The sequence below is a fragment of the Martinezella lusitana genome, assembly GCF_010668395.1.
Classification (GTDB): Bacteria; Pseudomonadota; Alphaproteobacteria; order Rhizobiales; family Rhizobiaceae; genus Rhizobium; species Rhizobium lusitanum_A.
Genome location: NZ_WUEY01000005.1, coordinates 231,678 through 246,338, shown reverse-complemented (window position 1 = coordinate 246,338; position 14,661 = coordinate 231,678). Strand labels below are relative to the sequence as shown.

Below are 14,661 nucleotides of genomic sequence, written 5' to 3'. Positions count from 1 at the left end.
CAAAATTTAATGGCCATACCAAATTCCTAAGCAGTGCGATGCAAGCTAGAGTCGCGCAATGAATAGCGGCGGATCGTGGATCGCCGAAGGCTTTGAAGGAAGGTGTATGGATGGCTCGGACATTTCGGGTCGTAGTGTGGTTGGCGGTGATCGGCGCTGTGGGATACGGCGCCTATGCGACCCGTGATCGCTGGCTTGGGCCGGCGGAGAAGCTGCTCGGTTATCAGAGCGCAACCGCACCCGGCGAGCAAGCCCAGGGCGAGCGCCGTGGCGGCCAGGGCCAGGGTGGCGGCGGCGGACGGCGGCGCAGCATGTCGCAGTTCAGCGGTCCCGTTCCCGTATTGGCCGCCGACGCGATGACGGCGGATGTCCCCGTCTATATCGATGGCGTCGGGTCGGTGAAGGCGCTCAACACCGTCACCGTGCGCGCGCAGGTCAGCGGCAAGATCGTCGAAATCGATTTCGAGGAAGGCCAGGACATCAGGAAGGGCGATGTCATCGCCCGCATCGACGATGGAGTCTACAAGGCGCAGCGTGACCAGGCGGTCGCCAAGAAGGCGCAGGATGAAGCCCTGCTTGCCGGCGCCCAGCGTGACCTTGCCCGCTTCCAGCTCATGGTGAAGAGCGCTTCCGGCACGCAGCAGCAGGTCGATACCCAGATGTCGCTCGTCGCGCAATATACGGCGCAGATCCAGGTCGACGTGGCGGCCATCGAAAGCGCGCAGGCGACCCTCGACTACACGACGATCAAGGCGCCCATCGACGGGCGCACGGGTATCCGCAACGTCGACGTCGGCAACCTCGTCAGCTCGTCGGATGCGACAGGCATCGTGACGCTGTCGCAGATCAAGCCGATCTCCGTCCTGTTCTCCATTCCGCAGCAGCAGCTCGCCCGCGTCAATGCGGCCAGCGGCGCCGGAACGCTCTCCGTCCAGGCCATGGGAAGCGATGGCCAGACGGTGATCGACAACGGCGCGCTGGGCGTAGTCGACAACCAGGTCGATCCGACCACCGGCACCGTGCGGCTGAAGGCGAATTTTCCGAACGACAAGCTGGCATTGTGGCCCGGCGCCTTCGTTAATGCGCGTCTGCTCGTGGAGACGCTGAAGGGCGTCACCGTCATCCCGAGTGCCGCCGTGCAGCGCGGACCGAACGGCACCTTCGTCTATGTCATCAATCAAGCTCAGACCGTTGCGATGAAGTCGGTGAAGGTGCGCCAGCAGGACGATACGCTCGCCGTCATCGCCGATGGCATATCTCCGGGCGACAAGGTGGTGACGACAGGCTTTGCGCGGCTTCAGGACGGATCGAAGGTGCAGATCTCGGGCAATCCGGATCAGGCCGCGCCGAATGCGCCGACGACGGACGATCAAGGCCAGCCCATCGCGGAAAACGACCCGCAGGATGGCGGTTCGGGCAGCGCGAATGCGAGCGAGCGTCCCCATCGCCGGCATAACGGTCAGGGTGGAAACGGCGGCCATCGCGGCCAGCATGCCGCCGGCACCGAGCAGGGGGCAGATACGAGCGGCGGCTCCGCATCCGGCAACTCCACCGCAGCTCCGACGCAGCAGCAATGAACGTCTCGTCGCTCTTCATCGGCCGTCCCATCGCCACCTCGCTTCTCGGGGTTGCTGTCCTGTTGGGCGGTATTCTCGGCTTTCTCTTTCTGCCGGTCGCGCCGCTGCCGCAGGTGGATTTCCCGACGATCCAGGTGACCACGCAGCTTCCCGGCGCCGACCCCGACACGATGGCGGCCCTGGTGACGGCGCCGCTGGAGCGCCCCCTCGGCCAGATCCCGTCGCTCGCCTCGATGACCTCGTCGAGCGCTTTCGGCATCAGCCAGATCACGCTGCAGTTCGATCTCGGCCGCGATATCGACGGCGCTGCGCAGGACGTGCAGGCGGCGATCAACGCGGCCGGCTCGACCTTGCCGCGCACGCTTCCCTATCCGCCGACCTATTCGAAGGTGAACCCGGCCGATACGCCGATCGTGACGCTCGCTCTACGCTCCGACAGCTATTCTATCCGCGAACTCAGCGATTTCGCCGACACGATGATGGCGCAGCGCCTGAGCGAAGTGTCCGGCGTCGGCGACGTCAACATCCAGGGCGGGGTCAAGCCCGCGATCCGCATTCAGGTAGACCTGCCGCGCCTTGCCTCCTATGGCCTCGCGCTCGAGGATATCCGCACCGCCATCACCAATGCCAGCGTTGCCGGCGCCAAGGGCGCGCTTGACGGCACCCAGCAGAGCTTCACGCTTGCCGCCAACGACCAGATCGTCGATCCCAACGTCTATAAATCCGTCATCGTCGCCTATCGCAACAGTGCGCCGGTGCAATTGAAGGACGTGGCGACAGTCGTCGAAGGGCTGGAGAACAACCGCGTCGGCGCCTGGTATCAGGGGCAGCCCGCCGTCATCCTCGACATCATGCGCCAGCCGGGCGCCAACGTCATCCAGACGGTCGAGAATGTGCTGAAGCAGATCCCGAAGCTGAAGCAGGCGATGCCGGCCGGCGTTTCCCTCGATATCGTCAACGACCGCACGGAGACCATCCGCGCCTCGATCCATGACGTGCAATGGACGCTGGTCATCAGCATCGGCCTCGTCATCCTCGTCGTCCTCTTGTTCCTGCGGACGATGACGGCGACCTTCATTGCCGGCGTCGCGCTGCCGCTGTCACTGATCGCGACCTTCGGCGTGATGTGGTTCGCCGGCTTCAGCCTCGACAATCTCTCGCTCATGGCCCTGACGATCGGCACCGGCTTCGTCGTCGACGACGCCATCGTCATGATCGAGAACATCGCCCGCCATATCGAAGAGGGCGAAAACCCGATGCAGGCGGCGCTGAAGGGGGCGGGCGAGATCGGATTCACCATCATTTCGCTCACCGTCTCGCTGGTTGCGGTGTTCATTCCGCTGCTGTTCATGACCGGGATCGTCGGGCGCATGTTCCGCGAATTCGCGCTGACGCTCACCATCGCCGTGGTGGTGTCGGCTCTTGTTTCGCTGACGCTCACGCCGATGATGTGCGCGCGCATCCTGCGCAAGCCGAAGGATCGCGAAGGCGGGTTCCTGGCCGGCGCCGACCGCTTGACGGAACGGCTGATCGAAGGCTATCGCCGCAGCCTCGTCTGGGCAGTGGATCGCAGCGGCCTGATGCTCGTGGTCACCGTCGTCACGCTTGCCGCGACGATTGCGCTCTATGTCGTCATTCCCAAGGGCTTCCTGCCGGCGCAAGACACGGGCCTGATTACGGCGGTGATCGAGGCCGAACCGACGACTTCCTTCGAAACGATGAAGCAGGTGCAGGCGACCGTGGCCGATCGGCTGCGCAAGGATCCGGATGTCAGCGGCGTGGTTTCGGTCATCGGCACCAGCGCCAGCAATCTGACGCTGAACACCGGCAACCTCAGCCTCGTGCTCAAGCCCCGAAGCGAGCGCAACGTTTCCGCCGATCAGATCATCGACCGGATGCGCGATGAGGTCACCGGCCTGCCGGGCATTCACGTTACTTTCCAGAGCGTGCGCGACATCTCGATCAGCACCCGGGCAAGCCGCGCACCCTACCAGTACACGCTGACCGGGACGGATACGGCGACGGTGGTCGATTGGGCCGCGAAGCTGGTACAGCGGCTGCAGCAGAGCCCGAAGCTCATGGACGTCTCCTCCGAGGTCGAAATGGGCGGCGGCCGCATCTTCGTCAACGTCGACCGGGAAACCGCCTCGCGGCTCGGCGTGTCGATGCAGGCCGTCAGCGATACGCTGAACGACGCCTTCGGCCAGCGCCAGATCGCGACGATCTACGGCCAGGCCAACCAGTATCGCGTCATCCTGGAGGCGGCGCCGCAATATCAGTCGGACCCGAAGTCGCTGGACAAGCTCTATGTTGCCGGCGCCAGCGATACGCAGGTGCCGCTCAACGCCTTCACGTCGGCCAGCTTCACGACCGCGCCGCTGGTCATCAGCCATGACGAGCAGTTCCCGGCGGTGACGCTCAGCTTCGATCTTGCCAAGGGCGCGTCGCTCAGCGATGCCGTGAGCGAAATCAAGGCGGCGGAGCAGGACATCGGCATGCCCGACAATATCCAGCGCAAATATTCCGGCGACGCCGAGGAATTTGCCTCGTCGCTGGCGGGCGAGCCCTGGCTGATCCTGGCGGCCGTGGTGACGATCTACATCGTGCTCGGCCTGCTTTACGAAAGCGCCGTTCATCCCGTGACCATCCTTTCGACGCTGCCGTCGGCCGGTGTCGGGGCCCTGCTGGCGCTGATGCTGTTCGGTCAGGATCTGTCCATCATCGCGCTGATCGGCATCGTGCTGCTGATGGGCATCGTCAAGAAGAACGCGATCATGATGATCGACTTCGCGCTGGAGGCGGAGCGCAAGGAGGGTCTCGAGCCACGCGAAGCCATTCTCAAGGCCTCGATCCTGCGTTTCCGCCCGATCATGATGACGACGCTTGCGGCGCTCTTCGGGGCCTTGCCGCTGGCGCTCGCACAGGGCACGGGCGCGGAGCTGCGCATTCCGCTCGGCATCACCATCATCGGCGGCCTCGTGCTTTCGCAGCTGCTGACGCTCTATACGACGCCGGTGATCTATCTCGCCTTCGAGCGTCTGCGCGCCAAGGTCGTCGGCCGCACCACCGGCACGCCGAGCGCCGAAATGAACGAACTGGCGGGTGGCGGGACATGAACATCTCGGAGCCGTTCGTCAAACGCCCTGTCGGGACGACGCTTCTGGCGATCGGGTTGATGATCCTCGGCATCGTCGCCTATCGTTTCCTGCCCGTCGCAAGCCTGCCGACCGTGGATCTGCCGACGATCGTCGTTTCGTCCAGCCGTCCCGGCGCGGATCCCGCCAGCATGGCGGCAAGCGTGGCGGCACCTCTCGAGCGGCATCTCGGCACCATTGCCGGCGTCACGCAATTGACGTCGGTAAGCTCGCTGGGGTCGAGCACCATCATCATCCAGTTCGACCTCTCGCGCAGCGTCGATGGTGCCGCGCAGGACGTGCAGGCGGCTTTGAACGCGGCGGCGACCGACCTGCCGGGCGATCTGCCGACGCTACCGTCCTTCCGCAAGATCAATCCGGCGGCGGCGCCCGTGCTGATCCTGGCGCTGACCTCGGACAACGTCTCACCGAGTGCCATCTATGATGCGGCCGACACGGTGGTCGTGCAGCGCATTTCGCAGGTGGACGGCGTCGGCGGCGTCACCGTCAGCGGCGCCGACCAGCCGGCGGTGCGCGTCAGGCTCGATCCCGACCGGCTTTCGGCCATGGGGCTCTCGCTCGATACCGTCCGCACCGCGATCGTCAACGCCAACGTGCTCGGTCCGTTCGGCTCCATCGACGGAGCCGGCGGTGCGTTCTCCATTGCCATGAACGGGCAATTGCGGACCCCGGAAGACTACGGAAAGATCATCGTGCAGAGCGGCGACGGCACGGCCGTTCGCCTTGCCGATATCGCCACGGTCGAGCCGGGTGTGCGCAACAGCCGCTCCGACGCCTGGTATGACGGCAAGCCGGCCGTGCTGCTGAATATCACCAAGCAGGCCGATGCGAACGTCATCGCCACCGTCGATGGCGTCAAGGAGCTGATCCCCGAGCTGCAGCGGCTCATTCCCACCGGTGTCAAGGTTTCCATCCTTTCCGACCGCACCACGACGATCCACGCCAGCGTCAACGACATGCAGTGGACGCTGCTTGCCACCATCTGCCTCGTCATGGCGGTGGTCTTCGTCTTCCTGCGACGCGCGACGCCGACGTTTGCCGCCGGCGTTACCGTGCCGCTGTCGCTTGCCGGAACCTTCGCGGCGATGTGGCTCTTCGGACTGTCGATCGACAATCTCTCGCTCATGGCGCTGGCCGTATCCGTCGGCTTCGTCGTCGACGACGCCATCGTCATGATCGAGAACATCTATGCCAATCTGGAAACCGGCATGAAGCCGATGCGGGCGGCGCTCGAAGGGGCGAAGCAGATCGGCTTCACGGTCATTTCGATTAGCCTCTCCCTGCTTGCCGCGTTCATACCGCTCTTCTTCATGGGCGGCATCGTCGGCCGCTTCTTCCAGACCTTCTCGCTGACGCTTGGTTTCACCATCGTCGTTTCGACACTGGTGTCGCTGACGCTGACGCCGATGATCTGCGGGCATCGCCTGCGTCAGCACGATATCGACGCGCGACCCGGACCGTTCGGCCGCCTTGTCGAGGGCACGTTGGGCGCGATCATCGGCTTTTATGGCCGTACGCTGAAAGCGGTGCTGCACCATCGGGTGCTCTCCGTACTCGTCATCATCGGCTGCGTCGTGATGTCGGGCTACCTCTACGTCAAGGTGCCGAAGGGCTTCATTCCGCAGGACGACACAGGGTTCATCCAGGGCGGGACGCAGGCGGCGACCGACATCTCCTATCCGGCCATGGTCAAGCTGCAACAACAGGCGGCGGATATCGCCTCGAAGGATCCTGCGGTTTCCGGCCTCGGCTCCTCCGTCGGCGGCGGCGGTTTTTCCAGTTCCGTCAATCGCGGCCAGCTCTATATTTCGCTGAAGCCGGAGTCCGAGCGTGCGCCGACAGCCGAGGTCATAGACCGGCTTCGCAAGCAGCTGATGGCCGTTCCGGGCCTCAGTACCTTCTTGTTTTCGCCCGGCGATATCCGCGCCGGTGCGCGCCAGTCGCAATCGCAATATCAGTTCACGGTCTGGAGCGCGAATTACGACGAGCTGGTGGAATGGGCGCCAAAGGTGCTGCTGCGACTGCAGGCCCTGCACGAGCTGACCGATGTTGCGACCGACAGGCAGCCGAACGGCCTGCAGGCGACCGTCAATATCGACCGGAGCATGGCCTCGCAGCTCGGCGTCAGCATTCAATCCATCGATGCGGCCCTGAACAATGCCTTCGCCCAGCGGCAGATTTCGACGATCTACACGCAGCGCAACCAGTATCGCGTTGTGCTGGAGGCCGATCCGACCTACGCTCTCGATCCCAGCGATATTTCCAAGCTCTATGTGCCGGCCTCCGGCGGCACGCAGGTTCCGCTGAGTGCCGTCGCGTCGATCGATCGGACGCTGGCGCCGCTGGTGGTCAATCACCAGGGCCAATATCCGTCCGTCACCATTTCCTACAATCTGGCGCTCAATACGCCCCTGCAGGCGGCGAACGACGCCATCCAGCAGGCGGTGCTGGAAATGCATCTGCCCGACACGCTGCATGCGGATTTCGCCGGAGATGCGGCGAGCGTCACCCAATCGTCCGGCAGCCAGCCCTTGCTGCTTCTGGCGGCGCTGCTGACGGTCTACATCGTTCTCGGCATTCTCTATGAGAGCCTGGCGCATCCGCTGACGATCATCTCGACGCTGCCGTCGGCCGGTCTCGGAGCGCTGCTCGCGCTTGTCATCAGCGGCACGGAGCTGACGATCATCGCCTTCATCGGCATCATCCTGCTGATCGGCATCGTCAAGAAGAACGGCATCATGATGGTGGACTTCGCGCTGCAGGGCGAGCGCACGCTCGGCCTGTCGTCGGAGGAAGCCATCTATCAGGCGTGCCTCAAGCGCTTCCGGCCGATCCTGATGACGACGCTGGCCGCGCTGATGGGCGCCATTCCGTTGATCATCGCCAGCGGCCCCGGCGCGGAGCTGCGCCGCCCGCTCGGCATCACCATCGTCGGCGGACTTGTCGTGTCGCAGGTGCTGACGCTCTATACCACGCCGATCATCTATCTGATGCTTGCCAAGCTGCATGCGAAATGGTCGCCGAAGCCGCAGACCACGGCGCCGGTGCCTGCCGCGTCGAGCTGACGAGGTCTTCGCCATCGATCGCGGATCGCGATCTCGAACGGGATTGATCGTTCCCGGCGCGGCGGCGGAGATCAAGGGAATTTGCGTTCCAAGCGTCGAGGTGAGCCCGACGTGTCCCGCCCGCCTTACAGCGGCAGCTTTCAAGCCCTTACCGCGCCGTTCGGAAAGGCAGCATCGCACACGGTGCCTGCACCGGAAGGCTTTCTGCTTTTCATTGGATCACAAAACAAAAGGGCTCCCGTTATGGCGGGAGCCCTTTTGGTTGATTTTCGGTCGAAGCCGTCCGCATGCGGGTGCCGGGAGCGGACGGATATCGGTGGTTAGTGCGTGGCGGCGCCGCTGTCGGTTGCCGCCGCTTCCGGCGTCGGCGTCGACCTGATCTTGCCCTTGAAGATCCGGCGTACCGAGACGAAGAGCAGCGGAATGAAGAAGACGCCGAGCACGGTGGCCGAGATCATGCCGCCCATGACGCCGATGCCGATCGAGTTCTGGCTGCCCGATCCGGCGCCGTTGGCGATCGCCAGCGGCAGAACGCCGAGGATGAAGGCGAGCGAGGTCATCAGGATCGGCCGCAGGCGCTGTCGGGCCGCCTCCAGCGTCGCGTCGATCAGGTTCTTGCCCTGATTCTGCTGTTCGATGGCGAATTCGACGATCAGGATGGCGTTCTTCGCCGCCAGGCCGATGGTCGTCAGCAGGCCGACCTTGAAGTAGACGTCGTTCGACTGGCCGAACAGCGTTGCGGCCAGCAGCGCCCCGAAGATGCCGATCGGAACCGACAGCATGACGGCGAGCGGGATCGACCAGCTCTCGTAGAGAGCGGCAAGTGCCAGGAAGACGACCAGGATCGAGATCGCGTAGAGCTGGCTTGCCTGGTTGCCGGAGAGCTTTTCCTGTGCCGACAGGCTCGTCCATTCGTGGCTGAAGCCCGGCGGCAGGCTCGCCATGATCTTGTCGATCTCGTTCATGGCATCGCCCGACGAAACGCCCGGAGCGGCGGCGCCCTGGATTTCGACGGCCGACGAGCCGTTGTAGCGTTCCAGGCGCGGCGAGCCATAGTTCCACTCGCCCCTGGAGAAGGCCGAGAACGGCACCATGGCGCCATCCGAATTGCGCACATACCAGCGGCCGAAATCTTCCGGCTGCATGCGGAAGTTCTTGTCGGCCTGCACGTAGACCTTCTTCACGCGACCGCGATCGATGAAGTCGTTGACGTAGGTGCCGCCCCATGCGGTCGACAGGGTGGCGTCGATGTCGGAGAGCTGGATGTTCAGCGCGCTTGCTTTCTCTTCATCGATGTTCAGAGAATATTGCGGCGTATCTTCCTGGCCGTTCGGGCGAGTGCCGAACAGCTTGGCGTTCTTCGCAGCGGCGCCGAGCAGCTGGTTGCGGGCTGCGATCAATGCCGCATGGCCGGCACCGTTGATGTCCTTGATGAAGAAGTCGAAGCCGCTCGAGCTGCCGAAGCCCGGGATCGCCGGCGGGGCAAGCGCGAAAACACTGCCGTCCTTGATCTTGGAGAAGGCGCCCATGGCGCGGGCGGCAATCGCCTGAGCCTTCGATTGCGGTGTCTTGCGCTGCTCGAAGTCCTTCAACCTCACGAAGACGATACCGACGTTCTGGCCCTGACCGCTGAAGCCGAAACCGGCGACCGCGAATGCGCCGTCCACATAGTCTTTCTCGGTATTGAGATAATAGTCCTTCACCTGGTCGAGCACGGCCCAGGTTCGGGAATCCGCGGCGCCAGGTGGAAGCTGGATGGCCGTCAACAGGATGCCCTGGTCCTCGTCCGGCAGGAACGAGCTTGGGAGGTGGTTGAACAGGTAGCCGACGGCGCCACCGATCGCGACGAACGCCAGCAGGAAGACGATGGTGAGGCGGATCATCCCGTGAATGCCGCGCTGGTAGTAGTGCGTCGCCCGCTCGAAGTTGCGGTTGAACCAGCCGAAGGCGCCCTTTTCCTTGGACCCATGCTGGGGCTTCTTGAGGATGGTGGCGCAAAGGGCCGGCGTCAGGATCAAGGCGACGATGACCGAGAGGACCATCGCCGAGACGATCGTGACCGAGAACTGGCGGTAGATGACGCCGACCGAACCGGAGAAGAAGGCCATCGGGATGAAAACGGCCGAAAGGACCGTGGCGATGCCGATCAATGCGCCGGTGATTTCCTCCATCGACTTGATCGTCGCCTCGCGCGGCGACAATCCTTCTTCCTCCATGACGCGCTCGACGTTTTCGACGACGACGATGGCGTCGTCGACCAGAAGTCCGATGGCGAGCACCATGCCGAACATGGTCAACGTATTGATCGAGTATCCGAACAGGGAGAGCACGCCGAACGTGCCGAGCAGGACGACCGGGACGGCGAGCGTCGGGATCAGCGTGGCGCGGATGTTCTGCAGGAAGACGAACATGACGATGAAGACGAGCACGATGGCTTCGAACAGCGTCTTGACCACGTCTTCGATCGACAGCTTCACGAACGGCGTCGTGTCGTAGGGGTAGACCACCTCGACATTCGGCGGCAGGGTCTGCTTCAGGTTGTCGATGGTCGCCCTTACTCCCTCCGCCGTGTTGATGGCGTTGGCGCCGGAGGCGAGCATCACTGCAAGGCCGGCCGAAGGATGGCCGTTATAGGTGCTCGACGTGGTGTAGCTATCGGCCCCGAGCTCGACAGTGGCGACATCGTTGAGGCGCACCAGCGCGCCGTCGGACTGGCTCTTCAGAATGATGTTTTCGAACTGCTCGGGCGTCTGCAGGCGGCTCTTGGCCGTTACGGTCGCGTTGAGCTGCTGACCCTTGCGCTGCGGCAGCGCGCCGAGCTGGCCGGCAGAAACCTGCGAGTTCTGCGACTGGATCGCGCTGGTGACGTCGCTCACCATCAGCTGGTACTTGGCGAGCTTGTCCGGGTCTACCCAGATGCGCATGGCATAGCCGGCGCCGAAGATCTGCGTATCGCCGACGCCCTCGATGCGCTTCAGCGTATCGTTGAGCGTGCTGGAAATATAGTCGGCAAGGTCGTTGGAGTTCAGCTTGCCGTCGGTGGATACGAAGCCGACGACCATCAGGAAGTTCGACGTCGACTTGGAGACGATGATGCCGGTGTTCTGCACGGCCTGCGGCAGCTGCGCCGTGACGAGCTGCAGCTTGTTCTGCACCTGCATCTGCGCGACGTCGGGATCGGCCTTGTTGGTGAAGGTCAGCGTGATCGAAGCCTGGCCGGTCGAGGTCGAGGTCGATGTCATGTAGTCGAGATTGTCGATGCCGGTCATGCCCTGCTCGATGACCTTGGTCACCGAGTTTTCGACGGTGGCGGCATCGGCACCGGAATAGGTGGCGCTAATGCGCACGCTGGTCGGCGCGATCTGCGGATATTGCGAAATCGAGAGCGTGAGGATCGAAAGTGCCCCCGCCAGCATGATGACGATGGCGATGACCCAGGCAAAGATCGGCCTGTCGATGAAAAAACGGGACATCCTCTACCTCACTTCTGAGCGCCGGAGGAGGCGCTCTTGGTGTCGGCCTTTTCCAATGCTGCCTGTTCCGCAGGCTTGCCGTCGGCGGTCGCCTGTTTAACCTCGCCGGTCGCATCGTCGATGGTCACGGGAGAGACGTTGACCTCCTGGCCGTCGCGCACGCGCTGGCTGCCCTCAACGATCACGCGCTCGCCGTCCTTGATGTCTTCGCTCACCAGCCAGCTGTTGCCGATGCTGCGCTGCACCTTCAGCACCCGCTGCTGCACCTTGTTGTCGGCCGTCACGAACATGGCGATCGGTTCGCCCTTCGTGTTGCGCGTCACGGCGCGCTGCGGCACAAGGAAGCTGTTCTCGGCTATGCCTTCCTGGAGGGTGGCGCGCACGTACATGCCGGGCAGCAGCACGCGGTCCGGATTGGGGAAAACGGCGCGGACGGTAATCGTGCCAACGGTTTCGGCAACGGCGGCTTCCGCGAATTCGAGCTTGCCGGTTTCCTTATACTGGCTGTTGTCTTCCAGCGTCAGATGGACCGAAACATTGTCGCCGCTGGTCTTCAGGCGGCCTTCCGTAATGGCGCGGCGGAACTCCAGCAGGTTTGTGCTCGACTGGGTGACGTCGACGTTGATCGGATCGAGCTGGCGGATGGTGGTGAGCGCCGTTGTCTGGTCTGCCGTGACGAGCGCGCCTACCGTGACCGCGGAAGCGTCGACGCGGCCGGCGATCGGTGCGCGCATCTTGGTATAGTTGAGATTGATCCGCGCTGTTTCCAGGGCCGCTTTTGCGGACGCGATGTCGGCGTTCGCCTGGGCTAGCGTGGAGACGGCGTCATCAAGGTTCTGCTTGCTGACGGCGTCCTGCGCCGTGAGGCTCTTGTAGCGATCCACTTTCGACTGGGCGCTCGGCAGGGCACCTTCCGCCTTCTGCAAGGCAGCGACCGCGCTGTCGTAGGATGCCTGATACGAGGCCGGATCGATCTCGTAGAGCACGTCGCCTTCCTTGACTTCGCTGCCTTCCTTGAAGTTGCGGCTGCGGATGATGCCGCCGACCTGCGGCCGCACTTCGGCGACGAGGTAGGCGCTGGTGCGGCCGGGCAGTTCGGCGGTGATCGCGACGGATTGCGGATGCAGCGCCATCGCGCTGACTTCCGTCTTGACGGCGGGAGCGTTGTTCTGGGCGGTATTCTGCTGGTTGCAGCCGGCCAGCATCACCGCAGCGACAAGCCCTGCGATGGTCATCGAAGCGCGGCCGGCTGACAGGCGAGCGGACATCGTCGGATATGCGGGTGCAGAAGTGGGAGGAGCGAGCTTTCGCACGTTGCTATTTCCTGTTGCCTTATTTACAGTACCAAGTCGTACAGAAAATATGTATACTGCTTCAAATGTCAATCGCATTCGGCTGTTGGGGTCAAGACGGAAGTGCTGACAAAAGAACGAGCAGGCAAGGCCGACCAGGCCATCAAGCGCCGCCCGCGCGGCCGCCCGAAAACCGTGAATGACGACGCTCGCCGAGCCGAGATCGTCAAGGAGGCGCGCGCGACCTTCTATGAGCTTGGCTACGGCGGTACGACGATGGATCTCGTGGCCGCCCGATGCAGGATTTCGAAGCAGACCCTCTACAAGCTGTTTCCGAGCAAGAGCGATCTTTTCATGGCGATCATCGCCGAGCATCGCGCATCCATGCTGGCCCTGCCGCGCGATCCCGAAGAGGATCTGCCTTTCGCCGAAGCGCTCGAACAGATCTTCATGATCGACATGGATGAAGAGCAGGAGCGGGAGCGCGATGCCTTCATTCATCTCGCCATCAGCGAATCGCAGCGATTTCCCGAGATTGCGACGCTGCTGCACACCCACGGCGCCCAGCAATCGCAGCGGATTCTGGCCGACTGGCTTGCCGAGCAGCAGCGGCGCGGGGTGATCGAGATCGACGATGCCGCGAGCGGCGGGCGCATGCTCATGAACATGATCTTCGGTGCGATGATTTCCAAGCCGGGCCATCCGAACGATTGGCCGGATCGCGAAACACGGCTGCGCCACCTGCGCCAATGCATCGCGATTTTCACTGCCGGCGTTCAGCCGCGCAAAGGCTGCCGATAGACTGTTGCGAGAGAGTTCCGGCTGATTGAAAGGCAATGCCGATATGGCCTATCCGGCCATATCGGCATTGTTGCCTGTCCCGGAAAAGTGGGGATCATTCTATTCAGTGTGCCACGATGTTTGCTGTGTCCGTTCCCTCATCGAACAAGGGGTTCGGCAAGCCGTTTGCATACATTTCCTGCAGCACGGCCCCAAGTGCCAGATCCAGGCACCAGACAGGGAATTCCGCATTCAGGTTCTTGGCGCTCTGCCGTGCATAGGTAATGAGCCGAGCGATTGATGCCAGTTCCTTGAGCGAGTCCGGATCCTGGTGTGCTGCTCCGATCGGAAGTGCTGCTGTCATTTCATGCCCTCTATTGCCCCCGTTCCCGGCGGACGAATCGTATCCGGCCGAGAACATGAGCAAACCGTAACGGATGTTTTCTGGCTTGGCGCGTGACATGCAGCGTGACACGAGGCTTGATTGTGACGAAATTCGGCGTTTGCAATTACAGGGCGCGAAATGGCCCGGAAAAGCGGCCGAAGGGGCATGACAAGCCCATCGCGCCTGCGGGGCTGCCCAATACGCGACGTGTTCATGCGGTTTCAGGCGAAGGCACTTGCTCCTGGACCGGCGCGGCGAGTCGTGCGGAGTATCTCGACGCCACGCGTATCGGCATCCATGCCCGAAGGCGACATCTCAATTGCGAAGGCTTGCCGACAAGCTCGTCGTGTGCGGCACATGGTCCGCCAAGGGTTCGGAGGCGTTTGCCAGCGACTTGATCAGCATCAGCACGGACTGGCGAACGCTGGGATCGTTGATCTTCATGAAGGCCTTGTTGAGGCCGAGGCCTTCCTTGGAGGTCAGGAAATCCGACAGGTCCTCAAGGCCGTTGATCGCGCCGAGGCCGTCCGTGTTCAGGGGCTGGGTCGTGTCCTGCTGGAAGAAGAAGGCAACCGGAACCGCCAGCACGCCGGCTATGGCCTGCAATCGGCTGGCGCCAATGCGATTGGTGCCCTTTTCGTATTTCTGTACCTGCTGAAACGTCACGCCGATCTGTTCGGCAAGCCGCTCCTGGCTCATGCCAAGCATAAGACGACGCGTGCGCACGCGAGAGCCCACATAGGCATCGATCGGGTTCGGTACTTTTGCACTCACTGCGCAATCTCCTTGTCAAATAGGGGCTGGCGGACAACACCATGCTCGTGACCCTTCAAGGGAAGGGGCGCCTGCTCTATCTGCCCGCAAAATGTGCGTTAAATATGGGTGGGACTCAACTAAAGGTCTTTTTCTGTAATGTTTTATAATTCCGTCGCAC

General features: G+C 63.0%; 8 protein-coding genes. 4 read left to right on the top strand and 4 right to left on the bottom strand.

Annotation, left to right across the window (positions count from 1 at the left end):
- The first annotated feature begins 110 nt into the window (after window positions 1-110).
- Genes GR212_RS13970 through GR212_RS13960 form a run of 3 tightly spaced genes read left to right on the top strand, consistent with a single transcriptional unit; the run spans window position 111 to window position 7,797 of the window.
- A complete protein-coding gene (locus tag GR212_RS13970) occupies window positions 111-1,577 on the top strand; it encodes an efflux RND transporter periplasmic adaptor subunit (RefSeq protein WP_163987167.1) in 1,467 nt (488 codons plus the stop codon).
- Complete coding sequence (locus tag GR212_RS13965; RefSeq protein ID WP_163987166.1) at window positions 1,574-4,693, top strand: efflux RND transporter permease subunit; 3,120 nt, start codon at window positions 1,574-1,576, stop codon at window positions 4,691-4,693. Before GR212_RS13970 ends, GR212_RS13965 begins: the two co-directional genes overlap by 4 nt.
- Window positions 4,690-7,797, top strand: a complete 3,108-nt coding sequence (locus tag GR212_RS13960; RefSeq protein WP_163987165.1) for an efflux RND transporter permease subunit — start codon at window positions 4,690-4,692, stop codon at window positions 7,795-7,797. Before GR212_RS13965 ends, GR212_RS13960 begins: the two co-directional genes overlap by 4 nt.
- Window positions 7,798-8,117: 320 nt before the next feature.
- Here the strand turns inward: GR212_RS13960 and GR212_RS13955 are convergent, their stop codons facing one another.
- Both GR212_RS13955 and GR212_RS13950 read right to left on the bottom strand, forming a co-directional pair.
- Window positions 8,118-11,270 (bottom strand): efflux RND transporter permease subunit, encoded by a 3,153-nt coding sequence (locus GR212_RS13955; RefSeq protein ID WP_163987164.1) that lies wholly within the window; start codon window positions 11,268-11,270, stop codon window positions 8,118-8,120.
- Window positions 11,271-11,278: 8 nt separating this feature from the next.
- On the bottom strand, window positions 11,279-12,538 hold the full coding sequence (locus tag GR212_RS13950; protein WP_163987163.1) for an efflux RND transporter periplasmic adaptor subunit: 1,260 nt from the start codon (window positions 12,536-12,538) through the stop codon (window positions 11,279-11,281).
- A gap of 147 nt (window positions 12,539-12,685) precedes the next feature.
- Between GR212_RS13950 and GR212_RS13945 the strand changes: the two genes are divergently transcribed.
- A complete protein-coding gene (locus GR212_RS13945) occupies window positions 12,686-13,363 on the top strand; it encodes a TetR family transcriptional regulator (RefSeq protein WP_163987162.1) in 678 nt (225 codons plus the stop codon).
- Window positions 13,364-13,466: 103 nt separating this feature from the next.
- Here the strand turns inward: GR212_RS13945 and GR212_RS13940 are convergent, their stop codons facing one another.
- Window positions 13,467-13,706 (bottom strand): hypothetical protein, encoded by a 240-nt coding sequence (locus GR212_RS13940; protein WP_163987161.1) that lies wholly within the window; start codon window positions 13,704-13,706, stop codon window positions 13,467-13,469.
- A gap of 336 nt (window positions 13,707-14,042) precedes the next feature.
- Entirely contained in the window at window positions 14,043-14,501 is a 459-nt protein-coding gene (locus GR212_RS13935; RefSeq protein ID WP_163987160.1) for a helix-turn-helix domain-containing protein, read from the bottom strand.
- Window positions 14,502-14,661 lie beyond the last annotated feature (160 nt).

Excerpts from the sequence above, each read along its gene's own strand:
- GR212_RS13955 (WP_163987164.1), bottom strand. The coding sequence starts at position 11,270 with ATGTCCCGTTTTTTCATCGACAGGCCGATCTTTGCCTGGGTCATCGCC.
- GR212_RS13970 (WP_163987167.1), top strand. The coding sequence starts at position 111 with ATGGCTCGGACATTTCGGGTCGTAGTGTGGTTGGCGGTGATCGGCGCT.
- GR212_RS13940 (WP_163987161.1), bottom strand. The coding sequence starts at position 13,706 with ATGACAGCAGCACTTCCGATCGGAGCAGCACACCAGGATCCGGACTCG.
- GR212_RS13950 (WP_163987163.1), bottom strand. The coding sequence starts at position 12,538 with ATGTCCGCTCGCCTGTCAGCCGGCCGCGCTTCGATGACCATCGCAGGG.
- GR212_RS13965 (WP_163987166.1), top strand. The coding sequence starts at position 1,574 with ATGAACGTCTCGTCGCTCTTCATCGGCCGTCCCATCGCCACCTCGCTT.
- GR212_RS13960 (WP_163987165.1), top strand. The coding sequence starts at position 4,690 with ATGAACATCTCGGAGCCGTTCGTCAAACGCCCTGTCGGGACGACGCTT.